A 22,657-nucleotide genomic window follows, 5' to 3' on the forward strand; every position below is an offset into this window, starting at 1 on the left:
GATGAGTACAACAAAATTAAGGTTAATTGAGGCTGAAAATATTGCAAGTCAACTATTTACGGCCATTGAAGATCGTGGACTAATCAAGGCCGGAAAAACTGAAAATGATTTGAATGAAGAAGTATTTAAATTAGCAGAAGTGCTTTATGGTATTAAAAAATATTGGCACAAGCGCATTGTAAGAAGTGGTGTAAACACCTTAGCACCTTATGATGAAAACCCACCTAATCTTATTATACAAGAAGATGATATTCTGTTTTTAGATTTTGGGCCTATTCTGGAAGATTGGGAGGCTGATTTTGGGAGAACTTATGTTATTGGAAGTGACCCACACAAGCATAAATTAAAAAAGGATATAGAGCTGGCTTGGCACGAAGCAAAAAAGTGGTTTGACCAACAAACGCAACTCACGGGAGCCGAATTTTGGAAGTACATTAATGAACTGGCTATAAAATATGGCTATACGTATGGAGGTCAACTTGGTGGACATTTAATCGGGCATTTTCCACATGAGAGATTGGAGCCAAAAAATTATGGGCTTTATGTTCATCCTGAAAACCCTAACGATATGTTTTTGCCAGATGCAAATGGAAACAAAAGAGAATGGATTTTGGAAATACATTTTGTGGACAGGGAAAAGCAAATTGGTGGTTTTTTTGAGCAGTTATTGACCTAGGTCAAAAAGCCAAAGCGCTTGTACTGCTCGCTTTGCACACTTGCTTATGAATCTCAATTTCTATACACAATCGCATATTATTGTTACTTTTCAGCGGTTATGAATAGCTCACTTTTTGCTTCCACCTGCTGTACTATTAAAAGATTTTACCTAGATTGATTAAAAACCAATGGCCATAGTTGAGATAAATGGTGACTGGATTGGTTACTATACCTTTGACAACGGATACTCAGAGTAGAATAAGCAACAAAAGGTTCCCTTTCGATTAACAATTAAAAGGGGTATAAATGAATTCGTTGGAAGAATTTATGAGGAAGTCGACTTTGGAGGAATTGACGATGAGATTGTCATTAAGGGACACCAAAACGGTGATGAAATTGAATTCACTAAATACTATACCCTCGAACATCTTATTGACGAGAATAATGATCTGATCTCACTAGAAAGCGAAAATCCTACAACAGTTTATTATAAAGGACACTTTGACGATAGCGATAATAAGTTTAAGGGAGACTGGGAGATAACAGGACTACGAGAAGACGAGAATGGCATTTTTCATGCTGACAATCAAACTGGGCAATGGACTATTTGGAGAGAAGAGTGAATGCGGTTATTGGCATCAACCCTTCATAAAGGATTGATAACAGACTTATGAGACTATTAATTACATCAGCATTAGTAACGATATGTTTCACTGTAATGGGGCAGGCCTTTTTGCAAAAAAAGGCACTAACATTCTATCCGGCAACGTACATTGACACTGAGTATAGATACACTGATTCTACCGGAATAGTTGTAATTATTCAAAACAGTGTACGAAAAGGTGGAGAATACACAGACCCCACAGGAAAGAGTTTTTTTTCTGTGATCTACTGGTATCGTGTGATTAATGAAACTGCTAAACCATTAGAACTGACAATTAATTTCCCGGCAGATTCATTTGCAACTCTTCCTTCCGCTGACTCATACATAAAGGTTTTTCTGCCGCAGGATACAATGAAACTTGAAAATGAAACATTGCATGGCTACGGAGCCTCAGGTTTAAATTCGTTTTTGGATTTAGGTTTGCGTGAACCGACCACATTGCAAAGAACTATTAATCCTAAAGAGGCATGTCTTTTTTATATCGGAGCACTTTATCATCAGGCATTCGCGCCCGCACGAGCAGAGCTTGTTTTAAAAGGGCAAGCGCTTTTTTACGAAATTGGGACAATAAAAATTCCCTGCGGACAGATTGCATTTAAAGATTAACAGATAATATCCTTGTAGTAATTTCTATGTACGAATAAGAGACTATTAGCGGCAAGAGGTCGAACAACATCAAACAATGGAAAAGCTGATTAATGGTATAAAAAAATTAAGCACGACTTTAAGCATATTATTGAGGCGGGCGATAAAATATTGCTAAACAAAAAAGAGAATCATTTACAGTGGGCAACTAATTTACTCAATGACGAAAGCTATCAGGCGAGAATGTTGGCGACTTATATTCTTGGGAAACTTGCAACGAACAATCCGAGCGCTTTAAAAATTCTTAAAACAAAAGTTTCCAAAGACGAAAATTGGCGAGTGCAAGAGATGTTGGCAAAGGCATTTGATAATTACTGTATGACACTTGGATACGAAAATTCTTTAGTAACAATTGAAAAATGGTTGACAGACAAAAACCCGAATGTAAAAAGAGCGGTTGTTGAAGGACTTCGCATTTGGACCAACCGACCTTACTTTAAGGAAAATCCAACAAAAGCAATAGCATTAATAAGCAGACACAAAGCAGACGACAGTGAGTATTTGCGTATGTCGGTGGGAAATGCTTTGCGAGACATTAGTAAGAAGTATTCAGAACTTATTGCAAATGAAATGGCAACGTGGGATTTGCAAAACCCAAAGATTAAATTCACATATAAATTTGTGACAAAGAATGGATAAATCCGTGCCCTTTTTTCTACACCTTGACCAACCTTATAGTAACAACAAAACAACATATCAATTCGTAATAACTGGCAAAAAGAGAGTCATAACCTCGACCGTTGCTGAACGGTCTTGGTCGATTATGAACAGACTATACTCTTAGATTCCCGCATTCTAACTCAAAATCGGAGAATTTACCATGGCATGAAAATCGTAAGGATGATTGAAATCAATCTCTTTTATGATTCGTAATTACTTCAAAATCGCTATCCGATCGTTGAGCCGAAATAAGACCTTCACATTTATTAACGTCTTTGGGCTGGTGCTGGGTATTTCATTTAGCACCATGCTATACATTTATGTAAGTAACGAATTATCATATGATTCCTTTCATCAGAAATCAGACAGAACATATCGGGTGCTTTGGCAGAATAAATCTATTCCGGATAATATAAGAACCTACGGCAGTATAGTGCCCCCGATGGGACCTGAGCTAGTCAACTCTTTCCCTGAAGTAGAAGAGATGACGCGCCTCTATCAATTTTCCGGTCAGGTGGTTGTTGAAATTGGGAATGACAAGTACAGTGAGCGCAACTGGTTTACCTCAGAAGACGCTAACTTTTTTAACGTTTTTGATTTTGATTTCATAACAGGAGATAAAGCAACAGCACTCAAGCAATCGTTTTCAGTGGTGCTCACAGAGTCTACCGCTAAAAAATATTTTGGCGATGAAAACGCACTTGGTAAAACTTTTAATCTACAAGAAATTGGAGAAGTAAAAGTAACAGGAATTATTAAGGACAATCCCAGAAATTCACATCTTCAATTTGACTTATTGTTTTCTAAAATTCTTGTCAATGAGGAATGGCAGGCTTACCTGAGTGACTGGCGAAGCCTGGGAGCCTACACCTATCTCGTTTTGAAAGAAGGAAAATCAATCATCGATGTAGAGTCAAAGATGGAGCCGTTTAGGAAAAAACATTGGGGCCCCGATATGGAATCGCGCGCTATTGCTTTTCAACCTATTACCGACATCTATCTTCACTCAAATCATATTCAATCAGGTTTAGAGCGGGAGCATGGTGAGCTTTCGTATGTGTATATTTTTTCCAGCATGGCGATATTCCTCTTAGTTATAGCCGCTATTAATTATATCAATCTCACTACGTCTAAAGCTTCTTCGCGCGCCAAGGAAATCGGTATTCGCAAGGTAGCAGGTGCCGTTAAAACACAACTTGTCTTTCAGTTTTTAACGGAAGCTTTTGTTATCACATTTGTTTCCATGCTACTGTCACTGGTAATGATGAATGTGTGTCTTCCGTTATTTAATTCGATAACGGGAAAGAACTTTGTTCTTTCATTATCAACACTAGGTGAATTCTTGCCTGCACTTCTAACAATCACCCTGATTATCGGCACAATCGCAGGGAGCTACCCGTCCTTCTACCTATCAAAACTAAAACCAGTGGCTACCCTTAAAGGGGAGACAGTGTTTACTAAAAACAGATTTAGTCTGCGCACAGCCTTAGTGGTTTTTCAGTTTACCATAACTATTGCCTTGATCGTATCTACATTGGTGATTGGCAACCAGATCAATTTCATTAAAACAAAAGATATTGGCTTCAATAAAGATCAACTAATGATTATTGATATCAATAGCGGTATTGTGCGAAACCAGTTTCAAGCCATGAAGAACGAGTTCTCTAAACTTGCAGGTGTACAGCATGTGGCCGTTTCTTCGCGTGTACCAGGCGAATGGAAAAACATTAGAGAAATCTATAGTAGAAATGCAAATGACGAAAGTGCTAAAAATGATTCCCTCCAAACGTATTTTATGGGATTTGATGAAGATATGCTCCAGACCTATCAGCTTCGGCTTGAGGCCGGCAGATTTTTTGGAGGCAATGAGGCCGATTCGATGAATGTGTTGATTAATGCTTCAGCAGCAGAAGCCCTGAACTTAAAAAATCCGATTGGTGCGATGCTTCAAATCAATTCGCCAAACGGCAAATGGTTCACTCAGGTGATTGGTGTGCTGGAGGATTTTAATTTTCAGTCGTTACACCAGAAGATTGCTCCGATTATTATTGGCTATCGAAATAATCCGATTCAATCCATTGATTACTTTACGCTAAAAGTATCGGGTGATACACAACCACTTATTGAAGGAGCTGCTAAGGTTTGTGAAAAATTTGATCCGGCAACACCTATTGAATATCATTTTCTTTCTGAACAATTAAACAGCTTTTATGTATCAGAGAAAAAGGCAGGCAAGATTTTTCAAATGGCCGGGGCCTTAAGCATTCTGGTAGCTTGCCTCGGACTGTTAGGCTTAGCCAATTACCATGTAGAACGTAAAACCAAGGAACTCGGGATTAGAAAGATACTGGGCGCTGGTTCATTCAATTTATTTTTCATGGTTTCACTGTCATTTACACGCCAGGTGGCAATTGCCTTTGTGTTAGCTTGTCCGTTGGCCTGGTATGTTATGCGGGAATGGCTGAGTGCTTTTGAGTATCGCATTTCGTTAAATGCAGGAGTGTTTATATTGGCAGGCGCTATAGTGTTGCTGTTGGCACTTATTACGGTAAGTTACCAATCGGTGAGGGCAGCAATTTTCAACCCGATAGACTCGCTGAGGGCAGAATAAATTAAGTTAGATTGGTTTTCAGGGTGCTAGCTTCACCTGGAGAATCCTCTACTTAACTGTCACGGACTTAATGAAAACAAGAAACTGCCCTTTCGTAGAAAAATGTTGAGTAACTAACAAAGTAAAATATATTTTAGCTTCATCAAAGCTGCATCCGGTTTCCGGTGCAGCTTTTTTTGTTTTTCGGGTCGTATACCACTTTTTAGTTCTACTTGAGTATCCCACCTTTTATTATCAATGACTGTACAATTGAAATGGTTTTAGCTACATTAGTTATAATAGTTTTATAATGAGCTCTGGAGTTTGAGTTATCAATACCAGTTAATTTGCCAAATCCCCACAAACTACTAACTTCGTTTTATAACACAGTAAAATAATCCTGCATTTCATACTTCGCCATTTCACCCTAAATTTTTAGCGTCATATTTAACTACAATAAAAAATCATAAAATTTTATGCGAAAAATAATTTCATTTATGCACATGTCATTAGATGGTTTTGTTGCAGGGCCAAATGGAGAGATGAACTGGATTAAAGTTGACGAAGAAATTTTTAGCCATGTAGGAAAGCGGATTAGTAAAGGCGACATGGCCTTATACGGACGAGTAACCTATCAGATGATGGAGAGTTACTGGCCTACAGCAGGAGACAAGCCTGCAGCCACGAAACACGATATTGAACATTCAAAATGGTACAAAGAAGTTGAGAAAGTTGTGTTATCAAAAACAATGAATGACACGGGATTAACGAATACAAGAATTATAAGCGACAATCTTGCGGATAGAATAAATGAAATAAAATATTCCAACACTGGCAATGGTGAAGATATCTTACTTTTTGGTAGTCCGACAGCAACACATGCACTGATGCAGCAGAATTTAATTGACGGATACTGGTTATTTGTTAACCCAATTATTCTTGGGCAAGGCATTCCATTATTTGTGGACATTAAAGAGAAAATAAAACTAAACTTATTAAGCACCCGGCAATTTGCTTGTGGGGTTACTGAATTGAATTATACGGTAGAGAGATAATATAAACAATATGAAAAGGATTTTTCAACTGACACTTTTTGGAACACTACTCTCAATTGCATCATGTAGCCAGCCTGACCCAAATAAACAAATTGACGAAGGAAAAGTAGATAAGAACATCTATACAAGTAAAGAGCTTGGTTGGGTAATGGAAATTCCTAAAGGCTGGACTGTAGTAGAAAGGGATAAATCAGAAGAGTATAATAAAAAAGGACTAGAAGCTATTGGCGAAGTTATAGACGGTGAGATTGATGTTACTGATCTTAAGCACTTAATAAGTTTTCAAAAGAATCAGTTTAATATCTTTCAGTCGACATCACAACCTTTTAAGGTAGAGTATGAAGGCGAATGGGAAGCAACAAATGCTGAACTGAAAAAAATAATCTATGCTGCTTTCCTTAACCAAGGCATAAAAGTGGACTCCTCAGCAACATCTACTGTAAAAGTTGATGGACTCGATTTCCGTTATTACTCATTTACTGTTTATGGGCCGAAAGGCGATGTAATTTTGAATCAATCGATTTATAGTAGGTTAATAAATGGGTTAGACTTCGGAGTAAACATTAATTCTAATAATGAAGAAGACAAAAGTGATATGCTGATGGCCTGGAAAAACTCAAAATTTAAACGGAAGTGACTACACCTGGTAGCATCTTTTTTATCAAATTACGAGGTGGAGTGCACTTATATGAATTGACATCGTAATTAATTCGCATGACCTAAAACAATTGCGGCAGGTTGGTCATAATATTCTATCTCCGCTTCTCGACATGTAATTTGATTAAAAGAAAATTGAAAAAAGATTGATTACAAAGCTAAATAGTAATAACAAGGAAACCGCTTATGAGATTCGCTCTCTTTTTCAAGCTTCATACCGAATTGAAGCAGCATTGCTCAATGTTTCCGATTTCCCTCCTTTAAATAGAGAACTAGTTGATTTCTTAAATAGTGATACTGAATTTTATGGATTATTTAGAGATGATAAAATGGTAGCTATTGTTGAAGTGAAATCTTTAGAAGGTAAGACTGACATTGAAAGCCTTGTGGTTCATCCTGAATATTTTAGACAGGGTTTGGGCAAACGATTAATGCAGTTCATTCTCAAAACTTTTGATTCCGAAATTTTTACAGTCGAGACGGGGCTTAAAAATAAACCAGCAACAGAATTATATAAGCAATTAGGATTCTATGAACAGCAGCAGTGGGATACAGAATTTGGTATTAGAAAGGTAAAATTTATAAGAACTAAGGATAACACTATGTAAAAATGCTCTACATCACATTTTACATTAACCGATCTGGACAGTCGACTCATATCACTGCTGTTCGACAGGTTTCCAGCGATTTTAAAAATTGATTTTGGTTCAACAACAATTGCTGCTGTTCGACATGTTAGCGCAGCGCATATCGAACTTTTAATGATGAGGGATTTTTAATCCCGCTTTAAAAGACGGATTAAGTAGATAAATGCAATAAAACTTTCCCAAAAGCTGCATCCGGTTTACGGTGCGGCTTTTTTACTTTCCGAACTATCTCTCTGTTTTTAGTTAATGACAATTAGCTCACCTTTTGTTTTTTGTGGTTGGAGAATTGAAAAGAATTTACTTATATTAGTTAATACAATTACTAAACGGGCTCTGAGGTTAGTGTGCAGAAACAATCAAGGTTGTTGAATATATGCGTATGAAATAGACAGGCTGTATAGATAAGAATTGTATATATACAAAGGTTGGCAGTAATACCGCCCGGACAATTTAGATATCTAAACGGGCGACACTCAACTAGTAAAGATTTCCCACGGGGACAAGTGAACAGCCTCGCGACAACTTTGACTTTGAAAAAAAATTTTAATGTGAGACAGGAAAAAATAATACAGCCGACCCTTCGCATTTTTAAGAAGATTGTGCTGCGACTTGCCCGCATATTTGGCACATGCCATAGCCGCGCAAACCCACCGCGACACCAAAGCTATGGCAAGAGCCAAATCCTCACCCGCCTGAGCATGGATAACCCCTTTTATTCTATAAATTTGAATAACAACTCTACAGTTTTAGACTAGCCTGACGATTATCATATGAGCAACAAGCATAAAACATTTATAAGCTGCCATCACTTGAACGATGAGTCGTATAAGACTGCGTTTAAAAAAATCTTTGCAGACATTCACGACATTATTATTCCATGGGACGTTGAAATTGGGGACATCGACCCAAACTTGAAAACGGAAACAATACGCCAAAAAATCAGAGACGAATATTTGAAAGATTCAACTGTAACAGTAGTCCTGATTGGCAGCCAAACCTGGCAGCGAAAACATATAGATTGGGAAATCTCCTCAAGTATCAAGGATACCCAAAACAATTCAAGGTCTGGACTATTGGGAATATTTCTTCCAACATATTCTTTAACGTCTGACAATAAATACAACCCCAATACAATACCCCCGCGTCTTTACGATAATGCAAAGTGTGGGTTTGCTAAGCTCTACAAATGGAGCAATGATCCTTCTGAGGTGCAAAGATGGATACATGAAGCATTTGAAAGAAGGGTTAAAGTTAATCCTGATAATTCATATCCCTTATTCGTTAACAATAGAACAGGCAACCAGTGGCAATAAAAATTAAGACTATGGAGTTTAGCAGTTATCAGGAAAAGGCAAAAGAAACCATTCAAAAGAGTGCTTCTGATGATAAGTATACAGAGATGGTTCCTTTCCTTGGAATCATTGGTGAAATCGGTTCCGTTGTTACGCAACTAAAGATAAAGCTTAAAGACGGTGATTCGTACATCGCTTATAAGAATAAATTAACTGAGGAACTGGGGGATGTATTATGGTACCTCTCGACTATAGCCACACAAAGTAACCTAGACTTAAGTGATATAGCAGAAAAGAATCTTGAAAAAATTCACGATAGATTTCTTGTTGATGATGTTTCATTATACAAGGACTTCGATCAAAATTATCCCGAGGGTGAAAGGTTCCCTGATGAATTTGAAATAGAATTTGTCAGCTATGAAGAGGGTGGAAAAAAGAAACTGAAAATTATTGATAAAAGAGATGGGCAGTTAATTGGCGATCCTCTGACAGATAACACATACGAAGATGATGGATATAGATTTCATGATATTTTTCATTACGGATATTTAGCTGTTTTGGGGTGGTCTCCTGTTTTACGTAAACTTCTTAAAAAGAAAAGAAAGAGTGACCCCTCAATTGATGAAAATGAGGATGGCGCAAGGTCTCAAATAACAGAGGAACTTATTTCATTATTTATTTATCATCATGCGCTAGACCATGATTTATTGAAATACAGCGAGAGTGTTGATTCAGGGATAATTAAAAAAGTGAAGAATTTGGTAATAAAGACTGAGGTCAAAGAATGTAGTGGTAAACAATGGGAAAAAGCTATTCTAAATTCATACAACATTTTCAATAAACTACGTGAAAATGATGGGGGTCGGATTATGGTGAGTAAGAAGAACAGAACACTAACTTATTTAGGTAAAAAATAGATTGAATGGAAGGTATTAACAGGGCACTTAAAGACCAGAAAATAAATAAAGCGTGGAGAACTTTAGAGTCTGTCTCCACTGATGACGTGCCAAGTATCTTCATCAGCTATCAAAGAAAGGACGAAGAGTATGCAAAGGATGTATCTGGGTACATTGTATCAAAACAGCTCGATGTCTATTTCGACTTAGAAGACAATGATTTGAAATTCAGTAAGCAATTGAATAATCCAAAAGGTGTAACCACTTCCATTCAAAAAGGATTGAATGAATCGGACTATATGCTGGTAATAATTTCACCCGATACATATAAATCTCTTTGGGTTCCATTCGAAGTAGGGTATGCTTATGACAGCATGGGTGATAACCTGAAACTTTTGCGTCATAAGGATATAGACAAAACGTCACTCCCAAGTTATTTAAAAGTAAAAGAAATGCTTAATGGAACGGAGTCTTTAAACCGATTTTTAGACTCAATTAGAAAAAAGCATCTCATTTACGAAAGTCTCTTAGAAAAAGGTGAAAAAATCAAAACCTTTAGTTCATATTATTCGAACCCATTGAGTAAATATTTAGACAACGAATGAGTTACAAAACACCATTGGCAGTTTATATCATCTGGCATCCTGACTACCTTGAGGGTCAACAAATGGCTGATTACTTATACTCTGTTTTGTGTAGGAATCCAGATAAGCCTCTTGTACGCGCGTTAAGCATTCCGGTCTATTTCCGAAGTAAAAACAAGGGAGAGGAATCCTCGCCAATAGAGATTGATTTTAATGAATCGGAATACACAGCCGTTATTCCGTTGATTACAGATGATTTTGTGAATGACAAGAACTATGGTAATTATCTTGACCAAATACATGATGTATGTAATACGAAAAAAAACAAAAGAAGAGTCTATCCAGTAGCTTTATCAAAAGCTGCTTTTAATGTTTCCGCAAAGCTCTCATCCATTAATTTTATTCGAATTAATAAAAATAAAGACGGTTGCGATGTAAGTGCCTCCAGAAGTACTGAGTCACAAATCAAAAGCCATGTCCTTCATGAATTATGCCGTTTACTCATGAACATGAAAAAGGCAAGTGAGGAAACGGATTCATTGACTGTCTCACCACCTGTTAAACTATTCATCAGTCACTCCAAACACGATGAATCAAAGCTGGATGCAATTAAATTCAGGGATTACATTAATTCTCAAACGCAGTTAAAAACCTTCTTTGATGCTAACGATATTGCCTATGGCTCAAACTTTGGAGAGGAAATAAAAAAAGCGGCAAGCGAATCTGCGTTGGTCGTTTTTCAATCGGATAGTTATGCTGATAGGGAATGGTGCAGAATTGAAGTTCTTACCGCTAAATCCGAAGGATGTCCGATAGTAATCGTAAATGCAGTCCAAAATGGAGAGAAAAGAGCTTTCCCTTATCTGGGAAATAATCCGTCCATACGGTTTAAGGAAAATTTTCAAGAGATCATTGATCTAACCTTGGAACAGGTACTGTTTAATAAATACACCAGAAATTATCTGGATTCTTTAACAGATTTATACAATATCAGAACTGACAGAATACTTAGCAATGTTCCGGAACTTTTCAATTTCATTCAATTGAGAAAACAGAAGATAACTAAGGGAGAAAAATATGCTTTAGTCATTTATCCTGACCCACCATTGGGTACAGAGGAAATGGATATTCTAAATCAATTAGATGATGACTTTGTTTTTATAACACCATTAATGCTTCCGTCAATTGCAAAGAGGAATGAGCAAAAAATATAACATATCAAATATATCAGCGGATACAGGTAAGGGAAATCCAGTTGTGCTTGACAAGGAAGAAATCCTTTCAAGAAGGTATTTCCTTAAAAGTAAAACTATAGGTGTTTCAATTTCCGAAAGCGACAATCTTAACGAATTGGGTTATGGTGTTGCTCATTTGAAAGATGCTATGATCGAAATAGCACGATATATTGTAGCAGCAGGCGGGAAGTTAGCTTATGGTGGCGATATGCGACAAGGTGGTTTTACGGAGTTGATTTTTGATTTGTTGGCGTACTATAAAGCTGATAAAGAACTTCCTCCAAACGAGAGATTTTATAGTTATTTAGCGTATCCATTATCAACAACACTTTCTTCGGAAAAAGAAGCGGAGCTGAGACAGAATGTGTCATTTAAGAAAATCACCCCACCGGCAGATTTACAGATAACCAACCCAAAAGAATTTCTAAAGCCTGATTCGGCAGATAATCTCTATGTATGGACAAGATGTCTGACAAAGATGAGAGAAGACATGGAAACCGACTGTGATGCAAGAATATTTATTGGCGGAAGGACAAAAGGATTCAAAGGGAAGTGTCCAGGTATACTGGAAGAACTTTTAATTGCTATTGAACGAAAACATCCTGTCTATCTGATTGGAGCATTCGGGGGAATTACTAAAGATGCAATTGATGCTCTGGGCGGCAAGCAGCCCGGCAGCTTTGCGGACGAGTATTATTTTGACAATACTGATTATCAGAATTTGTTTACGCTTTTCAATGAAAAACATCCCAACAATACTATTGACTACAAAAAATATCTTACAACATTACAGGCGATTGGATTGAAAGTGATAGCAGAACAAAACGGACTTTCCGAAGCCGACAACCTTAGACTAACAATTACTCCCCACATAAGCGAAATAGTGCACTTAATTCTGAAAGGATTAACCAATCACTTTACAAAATAATTATGCAGACAGAGTTAGTGAAAACATATAACAATAAAAACGAGCAAGTTTTGATTATAACGAAAAGGATAAAGCCTAAAGCAAGTGTTGTTTACAATACATACTGGAAGTTTGCAACTGAGAGGCAGCACATTTTTTTTAAACGGTTCAATGGCGAAAGCTACCCATGGACGAGAGACAAAATCCTGAATCAACACAAATTTACAAATGTTTATAGAGCTGCCGATAGAGTTAGTCAATACTTGATTAAGCATGTGATTTACAAGGGCAGCCAGAAACCTGAAGAAGTATTTTTCCGTCTGATGCTTTTTAAACTTTTTAATCGCATTTCCACTTGGGAATTTTTGCAGTCTGAACTAGGTAGAATCAGCTATAAAGACTATACTTTCAAGCGATATGATAATCTTCTTTTGGAATTACTGGACAGTAAAATTCCAATTTACTCTGCCGCTTACATCATGGCGTCAGGAAGGTCAAACTTTGGTTATAAAAGGAAACATCAAAATCATTTGAAACTATTAGAGTTGATGATGAAGGAAAGAGTTCCTTACAGGCTTCAACAGTCTAAAAGTATGAGTGAGGCATATAATCTTCTTCATTCTTATCCCACAATAGGAGATTTTCTGGCTTATCAATATGCTACTGATATTAATTACAGTACACTTACCAATTTCAGCGAAATGGATTTTGTAAAAGCAGGCCCCGGAGCGAAAGATGGAATTGCGAAATGCTTTAAAGATTTTGGTGACTATTCATTTGAAGATATTATTCGATTGATGGCAGATAATCAAGAGTATGAGTTTGAAAGATTGGGCCTTGACTTTAATAATCTGTGGGGAAGAAACTTACAATTGATAGACTGTCAGAATGTTTTTTGTGAAGTGGACAAGTATTCAAGAATTGCCCATCCAGAAGTAAAGGGCTACTCACACCGAACGAGAATAAAGCAAAAATTTACCGTTCAGAATCAAGACTCAATTGAATTTTGTTTTCCCCCGAAGTGGGGTTTAATCATTTAACCAGATAGAAATATGAGTACATCAAAAAATGTTTTCATCAGCCATCATCATAAAGATGACAAAGCAGTAACAGATTTTACGAATCTTTTAGCGGGTAAAGATTATGTTATCAGAAACAGTTCTATCCGGGCTAAACCAAAAAACACGGAAAGGTTAAATCAGAAAACAGTAAGTGATGATACAATTAGACGACTTTTAAAGATGAAAATGTCTTGGGCGGGAACCGTTGTTGTTTTGATAGGTTCTGAGACTCATTCCAGAGACTGGGTGAATTGGGAAATTGAAGAAGCGCACAGGCAGGAGAAAAGAATAATTGGAGTTTTTATGCAGGGTTCAAAAGATTCTGATATACCTGAAAGTCTTGAAAAGTATGGACATGGCTTAGTTGGTTGGAATTCCGAGAAAATTATTTCCGGGCTTGAGGGGGAAGACGTTGGATGGTGCAATTCAAATGGTGAACCTAAAATACCTACATATAATGTTGCCAGAATTAGTTGCCAATAATGAGTTATTATTCATACAAAATAACCAGGGACTACGGTTTTGCCCCTAATCCTTTTTTTGGCTATTGCACTTTAGCCTGTTGCAAGCCTCATATCAGAAAAAAGGCTGAAATAGATGATTGGATTATAGGGACAGGGGCAAAACAGAATGGTCTCCTAAATAGATTGATTTTTCTTATGAAAGTTTCGAGCAAAATAAGCTTTGAGGAATATTGGAACGACAAACGATTCGCAAGAAAGAAACCAGTTATAAACGGCAGCCTAGTTCAAATTCATGGCGACAACATTTACTATAAGGAAAATGGTGATTGGTGTCAGTTGGATTCCCACCACAGTCTCCATGATGGTAAATTGAATGAAGCTAACCTTAAACAAGACACCAAAGGAGAGTACGTATTAATATCAAATCATTTTATTTATTTCGGAGATAAACATATAGAGGTTGAGGATATTTACAAACCGTTGTGTAGTAAGTTGCGAGATTATTATGCGATAGAAGACAATGTGTTAGCAGCAGAATTTATTAGGGAAATGGAAAGCAAATACGCTTTAGGTATTCACGGTGACCCGATAAACTGGCTAGAATACAACCAACTTAGTTTATTTTAACGAGTAAATGTCAGCATGCAAACCGCACACACATTGCCTTGCCGCACATTCCACCCGCATCCAAAGCCAGCCAATAAGTGTGCTCAGTGCAGTGCAAGTGAACAGAATAGTGAATGAAAAATGCCCTACCGCACTACTGAATTATAAAGAGAGGTGTAACATTAACGGGTGAAGAAAGACAAGGCTTCGAATGAAGTGCGGAGAAGACCCTACGGCTGGCAACAAAAAGTTTATGCAATGTGGGGGTTCAGTGTAGCTATTAAAAGTAATTTCTTAATTTCGTTCAGTAACGTTGGACAGTTCGGAGCAGGTCGGGCTTAACATTTCGCTGCGCTACATTTTTAAGCCCTCTTATTCCCCACACTGCATAAACTCAAACGTTAGCAGTAATTTAAATTAGTCATATAGAGACTTCAGAAAACTTGACCCTCAAGATGGGGGATGGGAAGAAATTATTTAACAATCACTTCAACCCCTTAAATGCTAAACTTATGTTAGGATTATTTTTAATCTACTTTATCGGAAAAAACTATTACGAACTGGCGGAAAAATTTGGCAGGAGCAAATGGGGATTTGCCATTCTGGGTGTTTTCATATACTATTTTGGAACATTTACTTCCGGTATTTTTTTCGGTGTGCTGGCTGAAGCGGGCGTAACTAATTTTTTTATGGAATTGCCGGAATTGGCCTTATCATTACTCGCTATTCCATTTGGTATAGCGGCCTGTTGGGGAGTCTATAAATTGTTAGCGAAGCAGTGGAGTAATCAAGCCACAGAAAATGATAATGGTTTACTCGATAGTGACCTGATTCGTAATTCACAGCAGGATTCAAACCAAACTAGAAATGAAAACATGTAATGTCGCTTATTTGTGATTGCGTTTAAGAATAGAACATTCTCTATTTTTCAACTACCTTAATTAAGCTGCCCTTAGCAACATTCTCATTCAATAGCATTCCGTTTAGCACTGCTAATTCTTCAAAGCGATTGGCTGGCATTTTAAAGTGCTGAAAGGCTGCTTGCGCGCTCATCTGCTGAGGCACTGTTTTTATTCGAATCACTTCAGGCTTTCTGTTTAATTTTTCCAAATCACTAAGCGATTTAAAGTTTTTCATAGTAGAAAGAAAAGTGGATTGATAGCTATTAAATTTTGATAGCTCAGTGATGCCCATCAGGCTATAAACATTTCCTTCATATTGAATGAGTGAGGAGAGCACACGGATTGTACCGGCTTCCTGTTTCTGATCAGCTACCATCAAAATAGAATTTAACCCATTGTTGTTTTCTTTTTTCGACTCAACCAAGGTGAGCTTATATTGTGCTAACAACTGGTTAGCCGTTTCTTCCAGCGTACCTTTTCCTACAATCATCATCATCATTAGTGCCTCTCCATTATCTGGAGCCATTTGCACTTGCTGTGGTGTATTTTGTAGTTTCCATCCATTGGGAATCGAGAAAGAGAATTTCAAGTCTGGATGATAGAAGGTATTGTTTTCAACAAATCCTTGTTTAGGATCTTCCCCTACAATTAGTCCGTCAATAAGCTTTAAGTAGTTTTCTCTATTGACTTTAGGATTGTTCAATTTTAGTTTGTTTTTCCATGTTGCGGCTAACTTGTCTACCGTAACATTACGTTCTTCAGGCGAAGGGTGTGTTGAGAGAAATTCAGGAACCTTTTCACCACCCGCTGCCTTTTCTTGTCGTTCTAAGGTCTTAAAAAACTCAGCCATTTCGGAAGCATCATACCCAATCCGGGAAGAATATTCCACACCCAGTTTATCAGATTGTCGTTCGGCATCTCTTCCAAAACTCATCAGCGCAAGCTGCATACCAGCCGAAAGCGGCTCAACAAATTGAGAAAGTTCGGGCACGAGTATTATGCCTGCAATAAGTCCGAGTTGTCCCAGCATCGCATTGCGTTGTTGTATTACCGAGTGGCGTGCAGTGATGTGCCCGATTTCATGCCCTAATACACCTGCAAATTCTGCTTCGTTGTTGAAGTGAGCCATTATGCCTCGGGTAAAATAAACGTAACCACCAGGGGTAGCAAAGGCATTTATTACAGGTGAATCCACTATTTTAAATTGGTAGGCAATTTTAGAGCGGTGCGAAACCTTTACCATCTCCTGTCCTTTGTCATTGATAAATTTTTGCAGCTGAGGATTTTCATAAGCGCCAAAGAAGGCCATCACCTGTGGATCAGATTCTTTACCCATGGCAATCTCTTGTCCTTCCGACATCATTACAAATTGCCTTTTTCCGGTTACAGGATTTATGGCGCAACTTGAAATAAGAATGAGCGAGAATGTAATGGCAACTTGCCACATAGTTATTGATGCTTTCATATGTTATAGTTTGCAGGCGAGAACATTAGGCAAATGTCAGGCCATGCCACGCAAGAATGAAGTATAGCATTTACTTCTAGTTATTGGAAATCAGCAGTAAGAGAAGGTCAACAACTACTTTGTAAAAAATATCAGTTTCAGGCAGGCATTATTTCAATTTCGATTTCATCTCTATTATCACTTTTGTAAGCGCAGTAATTTCCTGTTTTAATTCAGAAACGTTTTTTGCCGAAGCCAGTGTTGTGTCTTTTTCGTCAGCATCGATACCGATAAAAAATGTAGCCAACATGGCGGTTACATATCCAAAAATGGCATAACCAAATAAAGCGATAATAAAAGCAAGCGCTCTTCCTTCTGAAGTAGCAGGATGATGTTCGCTGCCAGCGGTAATTACGCGCATGGCGGTCCACCACAATGCCTTACCATAACTTTCGAAACCAGGAGAAGGTTTTTCAATAGCAAACATACCTGCAGCTCCTGCAAATGTGACTACCAACGCCAATAAGAATACATAGCCAAAAGCTCTTCGCCTCATAGTAGCCGCAAGGCTTTTCATGCTGCGGTTAACCGATGAAACAACCCTGACAAGGCGAATGCCTCTTAAACTTCTGAGTAAACGTATGAATCGGAAAATGCGGAAAACACGCAATGCAGGAATAATGAGTGAGATAATGGTAAGCCAGTTCTTTTTTAAAAAAATAAGTTTGGTTGGTGCGAGAATTAATTTGATAAGAAAATCGAATATGAAAATGACCCAGATAACAATACCCGTATATTCTAATCCTTTGGAAATGCCCCATATTAATTCAGAGATAAGTAAAAGAAGCCAGACAAAGCCTAGAAAAATCATTGGGCCTTCTAACAATTCTTGTATTGAAGTAAGCAGCTTTCTTCTTTCACTTATGATTTGTTTTTCCATCAGGATTGTTTTTTACAACATTAATAAATGGCCTTAAGTGGCATTTGATTTACCAGGTAGTTAACCAAATGAAAAGCTACTGGTAACCTAACTGCCCATGCTATAGCAATTGTAATGCACTAAATTGAAGCCAATCACCTTAACAGCAACTTTTTTTAAGAGCATGGCGACTTCATTGTTTAAAATTCAATGTCGTCTAGCTAAGCCTTTATTTTGCCTCACCTCTAATCCTCTCAAAAGGAGAGGACAAATTTGGAAGCTTAACTACACGACATTGATTTAAAATTTCTAAATTAATAGTAGTTAAGTAATGCGCCTTTTTATACTTTAAACAATGACAGAACTTGAGAAGTACATACAAAGCTATTTTGGAGTAAGCAATAGTGACTTATCTTCAATAAGCAAAGGATACTTTTTTTGGAGAAGGGTCATCATTTTATGATATTTATGGTATGGAAAAAACGATTTGTAAAGGCGAGCTTAGATTGGCTGTAATTGCTATTTATTTTCTAACGATCATTCCTACAATAGCTCAGGATATTTCTATTAATGGGAAATTAATTGATAAAACAACAAAAGATCCAATACCTTATGCAAGTATAGGTATTAGTAATACGTCTTATGGAACAGCAACTGATGAGGCAGGTATCTTTCATCTTAAAATCAAGAGTGATTATAAAGGGGGAAGTCTTGCAATTTCTTCTATTGGGTATAATACGGCCAGGTTTTCCATCGATAGCTTAAGTTCACTAAATAATATCGTGTTAACCTTAATGCCAAGTGCTATTTTGCTAAATGCAATAGAGGTTAATGCAAAGCCCGTAAATCCTCTTGATGTTATCCAGATGTCGCTAGACAGTATTAATGTTAATTATAGGCAAAATGGCTTTAACCTAATATTTTATTCAGTAATGAATTGTAAGAGCACCGTACTTAATCAGCACTATAAAATTGAGTCTATTATTAATGGTTATTACGATGGCTACTCCTCTGTAGCAAAAAAGCGATTTGAAATTATAAGTAAAAAGTCTGAAGGGGATAATCCTTTAGCGGTTTCGGAATATCCGTTTTGGCCTACCTTAGAGTTGCACAGAGCTGATTTAATTGCTGACCCCGCTGCTACCGGAATTTTTAATAAAAAGAATCTTGATAAGTTTGATTTTGAATACAAAGGTATCACAGTATTTGATGCAGATACTGTTTATAAAATTTTATATAATGCTCCAAAGCCTAGTTTCAAGATTACTGGTTACAGGGTTCCTAGGAAATTTTATAAGGGCACAGTATACATTACCACAAATACTTTAGCAATCGTAAAACATGAGATTGAGACAAATGAATTTAGTTATACTATTATTTATAGAAAATTTGGTAATGAATACTTTCCCTATCTTGTTCGCGGATTAAGGACTCAAACTGGATCGGGTGTTATGGCTAACATAACTAATCTCGTCAGGCTTTTATTTATTGAACTAGATCAAATTAATAAGCTTGATTATAAAACTAATGAATTCAACAATCTGGCGTCTTTGCCGGAAGATGAATCATTTTGGATGGACCGGTAAAACGTTTGGTATGTATGCTATCCATACTTTGAACGTAACAGAAAAGAATGGACTCCTGATAGTAGAAATACATGAGAGTATGGAGGAATTTCTTGCTTCGCTATTTAAAAAATCGTTCAATAAAAGCATGGAAAAGGACTGCAAAAGTTGTTGAACCTGCTTAGTATGGAATAGAATAATTAGAAAAAGTAAGAGTGTTGTCACATCTGCGCATAAGATGACTTAAGTTTAATGAGTTACTAAAGCAAATGGGAATTCATTGACAACCAATTGAATTTGACTATATTAGATTCTATAATGTAGAACTTCATTATTTTCAAAATGTGAAAGTGATTCTGAAACATATATGTCTTTTAACCTGTATTTTTATGGGAACTGAGTGCCTCGGTCAGAGATCTTTAAAGTTGAGATTTTATCAATCTTTATCAGATATGGCTAATCCTCAAACTCTTTCGAATGAACTTTCTAAAAAGCAGGTAATAAATTTATCAGAATATTTTATAGGTTACCAAATTAGAGATACTTGGTTTGAAAAAATTGAACATGTTAAGCAAGGTAAAGTTGTAAATTCGTACCACTACACATATAAAAATGATAAAGTAGCTAAAATCATTTGGCTAAAATTTCAAGATGATATTTCAGACAGGTGTCAAATGGATTTCACAGATACAACTAAACATACCCTTTGTTATTACAAAAGCGGAGGTTTGTACACTGAGGAATGGTTAAATATTATGACTACAGAATATCATTTTGGACAATATGATGAAAATGGGAAATTATTGTATAGCGAAAATGGTTCTTATAGCCCGTTGAAGTAGACGAGGTATCTTAATTCTATTTGAAGTAAGGTGCGATAAGTGTTTGTTTAGGATTCTTTTTCGTTATATAATAGATGCCATGATCGTGCGCATCAGTTGTTATTAATTTAGTAAGCTGATCGTTTTCGTAATCTTGATGATACTGCTTTTGAAGTAGTACAATTATGTTACTTTCATCCTCAATATCAGATCTGACTTCATTAATTTTATTTCCGATTGATAATTCAGAAGTAAGGATTGCCTCAAGTGAAGGCGAAAGTCGTTCCAATCTCTTTATGTAGATTATTTTTGATGAAACTGAAAGATTTGAAGTAAAGTGATTGTGCTCCACTATCATAGCGATTTGTATTTTTTCAGATAGACAATAATTACGAATATACAAAAACTCGTAATGATGCCAGAGATAAATAGTTATGAGACCAGCTTAGGGTCACCTTTTAAAAGATTGCACCACTTTATGGGATGTCCACCAAAGAGCGGAAACAGATAGCAAGGAGAAATCAAAAGGGGGGGAGAAAAATCCTAGTGATAGTAGTAGAAGCAGCAAAATAATGATTTAAATTTTTCTTTTTTTGTAAGATTGGGGAAGTTCTTTGCAATTTTAGAGCAAAGGCGCTATCACTTTATCCTTTATTTTTGCTTAACTGATATGCGGTGACAATGTGTCTTTTTCTTTTTTGTTTGTCTGATTATTTGGTACAAGCCAAATGCTACCGCAATAAAGAAAAGTGCTTTCTCGTCAATGGGCACATTCTGGTTGGGTCCGCCACACGGTGGTTGTGCACAGGGTCTGCCGTTTCCATTTCCATTGCCAGGCTGGCTAAGTGCGCAATGCTCTATAAGAAAAAAAAGCAGGCACAAAATAACTAGCTTTTTCACTGATACAATAAGCATAGCTGATTTTTATAGACGAAGTAAGCTATGCTTAATGGGTAACTTTAATTATTTCCTAAGGCTCATTGTTAATTAATTTTAGGCTTGGATCAATTTGAACTTTTTATAATATTTTTGAACTTCTAATGAATAGCCATCTCCAGTGTAGTAGGTGATAGTTTTTTGAGTTTTTGCTCAAGAAACAAGATTTGTTCATTTTTGACTTTTATTTCTTCTTTTAATTCCTCCTCTGTCCTGGTTAATTCTTCTTGAGTTGCTGCTATCTCCTCCATACTTTGACGCATTTCTTCCTCCTGACTTTTCATTTGTTCTGCCATTGCTTGCGTTTCATAAAGTAGTGTTTGTGTTTGTTCATTTGTCTTGATAGATCTAACAGTCATGGCAATGTTTTCCCCTACTTCCAGCAGAAAAGTCACTTCATGATTTTTAAATTCTTTGAATGAAGCAATCTCCATTACGCCATATACAACATCATTGGCAAGTAACGGTATAAGTAGAATACACCGTGGCTTACTATCACCTAATCCACTGCCAATTAAAATGTAATCTTCGGGCACATCTATTAGATAGATATGTTCTTTTTCTAGGTAACACTGTCCTAATAAACCCTCTCCGATAGCGACTTGCTTTTTTAAATATTTTTTACGTTGGAAAGCATAGCATGCCTTCATTTCTAGCAGTTGATTTTCTTCATTCCCTTCTATTAAAAACAGGCCAGCTTGGTTCGCTTTCAAGGTCTTTACTAAATAGATTAGCGCTTTATCAGCAATAGCATTTAAATCATCACTTTCTTGCATTATTTTGACAATATCGGCAACGCCCTTAGCGGCCCATATCCTCTTTTCTTCTTCAATCTTAGATTTGTTTAATTCTTCTAGCGTGTGATTTAGTTTTTCTTGAGATCGGTTTTGTTCTTCTTTTTCCTGTTCTACTCTTTTGATTAAATCGATATTTTCTTTATTTGTTTTTACAAAAATATTATCCATTGCACTGAGCAAACCTATAACTAACAGTAGTCCAATAGCAATGGTAATAAATACCTGGATTGGTGGAGTGAAGGGAATTTGCGCCAGTTCGATCCACTGATTAAATTGCTCATAACAAAAAGCTATAGCTATATTCAAGCAGATAGAGACTAAACGAAATTTCTTTTCAGAGGGATCAAAAAGCAAAAATGGTAAGACCTGAAAGCCAACAATAAAAACCCATGCTGATGCATTAGGTAATTGGTTATTCATTTGGTAAGCACCCTGAATGCAGCTGGAAACAAGTACAGGCAACACGGAAACTAATAAACGTGTCAGGTAGTGAAACCCAAGACTGTGCATCCAAATGGTAAGGGCTACAATTACGAGCGAGATGCTGATAGCGAGCGTCATTATTTGCGTTGCAAAAAACAACGAACTGATTAACAACAATAGTAGTATAACAGAGAGTATACTAAATACTGAGTTAGTAGCCTTGATGCGCT

Annotated in this window: 23 protein-coding genes; 18 read left to right on the forward strand and 5 right to left on the reverse strand. The window is 36.8% G+C overall.

The features are described 5' to 3' along the window. Position 1 precedes the first annotated feature (1 nt). From SanaruYs_RS15195 to SanaruYs_RS15270, 16 genes are all read left to right on the forward strand, one after another. Entirely contained in the window at positions 2–676 is a 675-nt protein-coding gene (locus SanaruYs_RS15195) for a M24 family metallopeptidase (RefSeq protein ID WP_127123436.1), read from the forward strand. Positions 677–1,327: 651 nt separating this feature from the next. After that, complete coding sequence (locus SanaruYs_RS15200; RefSeq protein WP_127123437.1) at positions 1,328–1,927, forward strand: hypothetical protein; 600 nt, start codon at positions 1,328–1,330, stop codon at positions 1,925–1,927. Between the two features lie 150 nt (positions 1,928–2,077). Then, on the forward strand, positions 2,078–2,605 hold the full coding sequence (locus SanaruYs_RS15205) for a DNA alkylation repair protein (protein WP_246011920.1): 528 nt from the start codon (positions 2,078–2,080) through the stop codon (positions 2,603–2,605). Between the two features lie 223 nt (positions 2,606–2,828). Further along, on the forward strand, positions 2,829–5,237 hold the full coding sequence (locus SanaruYs_RS15210) for an ABC transporter permease (protein WP_127123439.1): 2,409 nt from the start codon (positions 2,829–2,831) through the stop codon (positions 5,235–5,237). A 455-nt stretch (positions 5,238–5,692) separates the two neighbouring features. Beyond that, positions 5,693–6,271, forward strand: a complete 579-nt coding sequence (locus tag SanaruYs_RS15215; protein ID WP_127123440.1) for a dihydrofolate reductase family protein — start codon at positions 5,693–5,695, stop codon at positions 6,269–6,271. A gap of 10 nt (positions 6,272–6,281) precedes the next feature. Beyond that, positions 6,282–6,908, forward strand: a complete 627-nt coding sequence (locus SanaruYs_RS15220; RefSeq protein WP_127123441.1) for a hypothetical protein — start codon at positions 6,282–6,284, stop codon at positions 6,906–6,908. Between the two features lie 166 nt (positions 6,909–7,074). Next, the gene (locus SanaruYs_RS15225) at positions 7,075–7,536 is read left to right on the forward strand and encodes a GNAT family N-acetyltransferase (RefSeq protein WP_127123442.1); all 462 of its coding nucleotides are present in this window, start codon (positions 7,075–7,077) and stop codon (positions 7,534–7,536) included. An 809-nt stretch (positions 7,537–8,345) separates the two neighbouring features. Then, positions 8,346–8,888: a TIR domain-containing protein gene (locus SanaruYs_RS15230; protein ID WP_127123443.1), complete on the forward strand. Its 543-nt coding sequence runs from the start codon at positions 8,346–8,348 to the stop codon at positions 8,886–8,888. Continuing rightward, entirely contained in the window at positions 8,879–9,784 is a 906-nt protein-coding gene (locus tag SanaruYs_RS15235) for a nucleoside triphosphate pyrophosphohydrolase family protein (protein WP_218022446.1), read from the forward strand. The genes SanaruYs_RS15230 and SanaruYs_RS15235 overlap by 10 nt, the downstream gene beginning before the upstream one ends. A gap of 5 nt (positions 9,785–9,789) precedes the next feature. Further along, positions 9,790–10,368, forward strand: coding sequence for a toll/interleukin-1 receptor domain-containing protein (locus SanaruYs_RS15240; protein WP_127123445.1), 579 nt, complete (start codon positions 9,790–9,792; stop codon positions 10,366–10,368). After that, a complete protein-coding gene (locus SanaruYs_RS15245) occupies positions 10,365–11,561 on the forward strand; it encodes a toll/interleukin-1 receptor domain-containing protein (protein WP_127123446.1) in 1,197 nt (398 codons plus the stop codon). The genes SanaruYs_RS15240 and SanaruYs_RS15245 overlap by 4 nt, the downstream gene beginning before the upstream one ends. After that, positions 11,545–12,510: a hypothetical protein gene (locus SanaruYs_RS15250; protein ID WP_127123447.1), complete on the forward strand. Its 966-nt coding sequence runs from the start codon at positions 11,545–11,547 to the stop codon at positions 12,508–12,510. The genes SanaruYs_RS15245 and SanaruYs_RS15250 overlap by 17 nt, the downstream gene beginning before the upstream one ends. A gap of 2 nt (positions 12,511–12,512) precedes the next feature. Next, a complete protein-coding gene (locus SanaruYs_RS15255) occupies positions 12,513–13,529 on the forward strand; it encodes a nucleotide kinase domain-containing protein (protein ID WP_127123448.1) in 1,017 nt (338 codons plus the stop codon). A 12-nt stretch (positions 13,530–13,541) separates the two neighbouring features. Next, on the forward strand, positions 13,542–14,033 hold the full coding sequence (locus SanaruYs_RS15260; RefSeq protein ID WP_127123449.1) for a TIR domain-containing protein: 492 nt from the start codon (positions 13,542–13,544) through the stop codon (positions 14,031–14,033). Next, a complete protein-coding gene (locus SanaruYs_RS15265) occupies positions 14,033–14,641 on the forward strand; it encodes an Nmad2 family putative nucleotide modification protein (RefSeq protein ID WP_160118687.1) in 609 nt (202 codons plus the stop codon). The genes SanaruYs_RS15260 and SanaruYs_RS15265 overlap by 1 nt, the downstream gene beginning before the upstream one ends. A gap of 491 nt (positions 14,642–15,132) precedes the next feature. After that, entirely contained in the window at positions 15,133–15,501 is a 369-nt protein-coding gene (locus SanaruYs_RS15270) for a hypothetical protein (protein WP_127123451.1), read from the forward strand. A 40-nt stretch (positions 15,502–15,541) separates the two neighbouring features. Here the strand turns inward: SanaruYs_RS15270 and SanaruYs_RS15275 are convergent, their stop codons facing one another. Then, positions 15,542–16,987, reverse strand: a complete 1,446-nt coding sequence (locus SanaruYs_RS15275) for a M48 family metalloprotease (protein WP_246011921.1) — start codon at positions 16,985–16,987, stop codon at positions 15,542–15,544. 148 nt (positions 16,988–17,135) lie between these two features. Next, positions 17,136–17,906, reverse strand: a complete 771-nt coding sequence (locus tag SanaruYs_RS15280) for an ion transporter (protein WP_127123452.1) — start codon at positions 17,904–17,906, stop codon at positions 17,136–17,138. 452 nt (positions 17,907–18,358) lie between these two features. Between SanaruYs_RS15280 and SanaruYs_RS15285 the strand changes: the two genes are divergently transcribed. Continuing rightward, entirely contained in the window at positions 18,359–19,471 is a 1,113-nt protein-coding gene (locus SanaruYs_RS15285) for a carboxypeptidase-like regulatory domain-containing protein (protein ID WP_127123453.1), read from the forward strand. A gap of 431 nt (positions 19,472–19,902) precedes the next feature. Further along, entirely contained in the window at positions 19,903–20,292 is a 390-nt protein-coding gene (locus SanaruYs_RS15290; protein WP_127123454.1) for a hypothetical protein, read from the forward strand. 16 nt (positions 20,293–20,308) lie between these two features. Here SanaruYs_RS15290 and SanaruYs_RS15295 read toward each other — a convergent pair whose 3' ends face one another. The 3 genes from SanaruYs_RS15295 to SanaruYs_RS15305 all read right to left on the reverse strand — a co-directional run bounded on the left by SanaruYs_RS15295 (position 20,309) and on the right by SanaruYs_RS15305 (position 22,565). After that, positions 20,309–20,629, reverse strand: coding sequence for a hypothetical protein (locus SanaruYs_RS15295; RefSeq protein ID WP_127123455.1), 321 nt, complete (start codon positions 20,627–20,629; stop codon positions 20,309–20,311). Positions 20,630–20,922: 293 nt separating this feature from the next. Beyond that, a complete protein-coding gene (locus SanaruYs_RS15300; protein WP_127123456.1) occupies positions 20,923–21,186 on the reverse strand; it encodes a hypothetical protein in 264 nt (87 codons plus the stop codon). Between the two features lie 122 nt (positions 21,187–21,308). After that, positions 21,309–22,565: a GAF domain-containing protein gene (locus tag SanaruYs_RS15305; protein ID WP_160118688.1), complete on the reverse strand. Its 1,257-nt coding sequence runs from the start codon at positions 22,563–22,565 to the stop codon at positions 21,309–21,311. Between the last annotated feature and the right edge of the window lie 92 nt (positions 22,566–22,657).

The organism is Chryseotalea sanaruensis, from assembly GCF_003990915.1.
GTDB classification, from domain to species: Bacteria; Bacteroidota; Bacteroidia; order Cytophagales; family Cyclobacteriaceae; genus Chryseotalea; species Chryseotalea sanaruensis.

Bases quoted from the DNA above. Each gene is read 5' to 3' on its own strand.
- SanaruYs_RS15195 (WP_127123436.1), top strand. From the start codon at position 2: ATGAGTACAACAAAATTAAGGTTAATTGAGGCTGAAAATATTGCAAGT.
- SanaruYs_RS15200 (WP_127123437.1), top strand. From the start codon at position 1,328: ATGAGACTATTAATTACATCAGCATTAGTAACGATATGTTTCACTGTA.
- SanaruYs_RS15210 (WP_127123439.1), top strand. From the start codon at position 2,829: ATGATTCGTAATTACTTCAAAATCGCTATCCGATCGTTGAGCCGAAAT.
- SanaruYs_RS15215 (WP_127123440.1), top strand. From the start codon at position 5,693: ATGCGAAAAATAATTTCATTTATGCACATGTCATTAGATGGTTTTGTT.
- SanaruYs_RS15220 (WP_127123441.1), top strand. From the start codon at position 6,282: ATGAAAAGGATTTTTCAACTGACACTTTTTGGAACACTACTCTCAATT.
- SanaruYs_RS15230 (WP_127123443.1), top strand. From the start codon at position 8,346: ATGAGCAACAAGCATAAAACATTTATAAGCTGCCATCACTTGAACGAT.
- SanaruYs_RS15240 (WP_127123445.1), top strand. From the start codon at position 9,790: ATGGAAGGTATTAACAGGGCACTTAAAGACCAGAAAATAAATAAAGCG.
- SanaruYs_RS15245 (WP_127123446.1), top strand. From the start codon at position 10,365: ATGAGTTACAAAACACCATTGGCAGTTTATATCATCTGGCATCCTGAC.
- SanaruYs_RS15250 (WP_127123447.1), top strand. From the start codon at position 11,545: ATGAGCAAAAAATATAACATATCAAATATATCAGCGGATACAGGTAAG.
- SanaruYs_RS15255 (WP_127123448.1), top strand. From the start codon at position 12,513: ATGCAGACAGAGTTAGTGAAAACATATAACAATAAAAACGAGCAAGTT.
- SanaruYs_RS15260 (WP_127123449.1), top strand. From the start codon at position 13,542: ATGAGTACATCAAAAAATGTTTTCATCAGCCATCATCATAAAGATGAC.
- SanaruYs_RS15265 (WP_160118687.1), top strand. From the start codon at position 14,033: ATGAGTTATTATTCATACAAAATAACCAGGGACTACGGTTTTGCCCCT.
- SanaruYs_RS15270 (WP_127123451.1), top strand. From the start codon at position 15,133: ATGTTAGGATTATTTTTAATCTACTTTATCGGAAAAAACTATTACGAA.
- SanaruYs_RS15275 (WP_246011921.1), bottom strand. From the start codon at position 16,987: ATGAAAGCATCAATAACTATGTGGCAAGTTGCCATTACATTCTCGCTC.
- SanaruYs_RS15280 (WP_127123452.1), bottom strand. From the start codon at position 17,906: ATGGAAAAACAAATCATAAGTGAAAGAAGAAAGCTGCTTACTTCAATA.
- SanaruYs_RS15285 (WP_127123453.1), top strand. From the start codon at position 18,359: ATGGAAAAAACGATTTGTAAAGGCGAGCTTAGATTGGCTGTAATTGCT.
- SanaruYs_RS15290 (WP_127123454.1), top strand. From the start codon at position 19,903: ATGGCTAATCCTCAAACTCTTTCGAATGAACTTTCTAAAAAGCAGGTA.
- SanaruYs_RS15295 (WP_127123455.1), bottom strand. From the start codon at position 20,629: ATGATAGTGGAGCACAATCACTTTACTTCAAATCTTTCAGTTTCATCA.
- SanaruYs_RS15300 (WP_127123456.1), bottom strand. From the start codon at position 21,186: ATGCTTATTGTATCAGTGAAAAAGCTAGTTATTTTGTGCCTGCTTTTT.
- SanaruYs_RS15305 (WP_160118688.1), bottom strand. From the start codon at position 22,565: ATGACGCTCGCTATCAGCATCTCGCTCGTAATTGTAGCCCTTACCATT.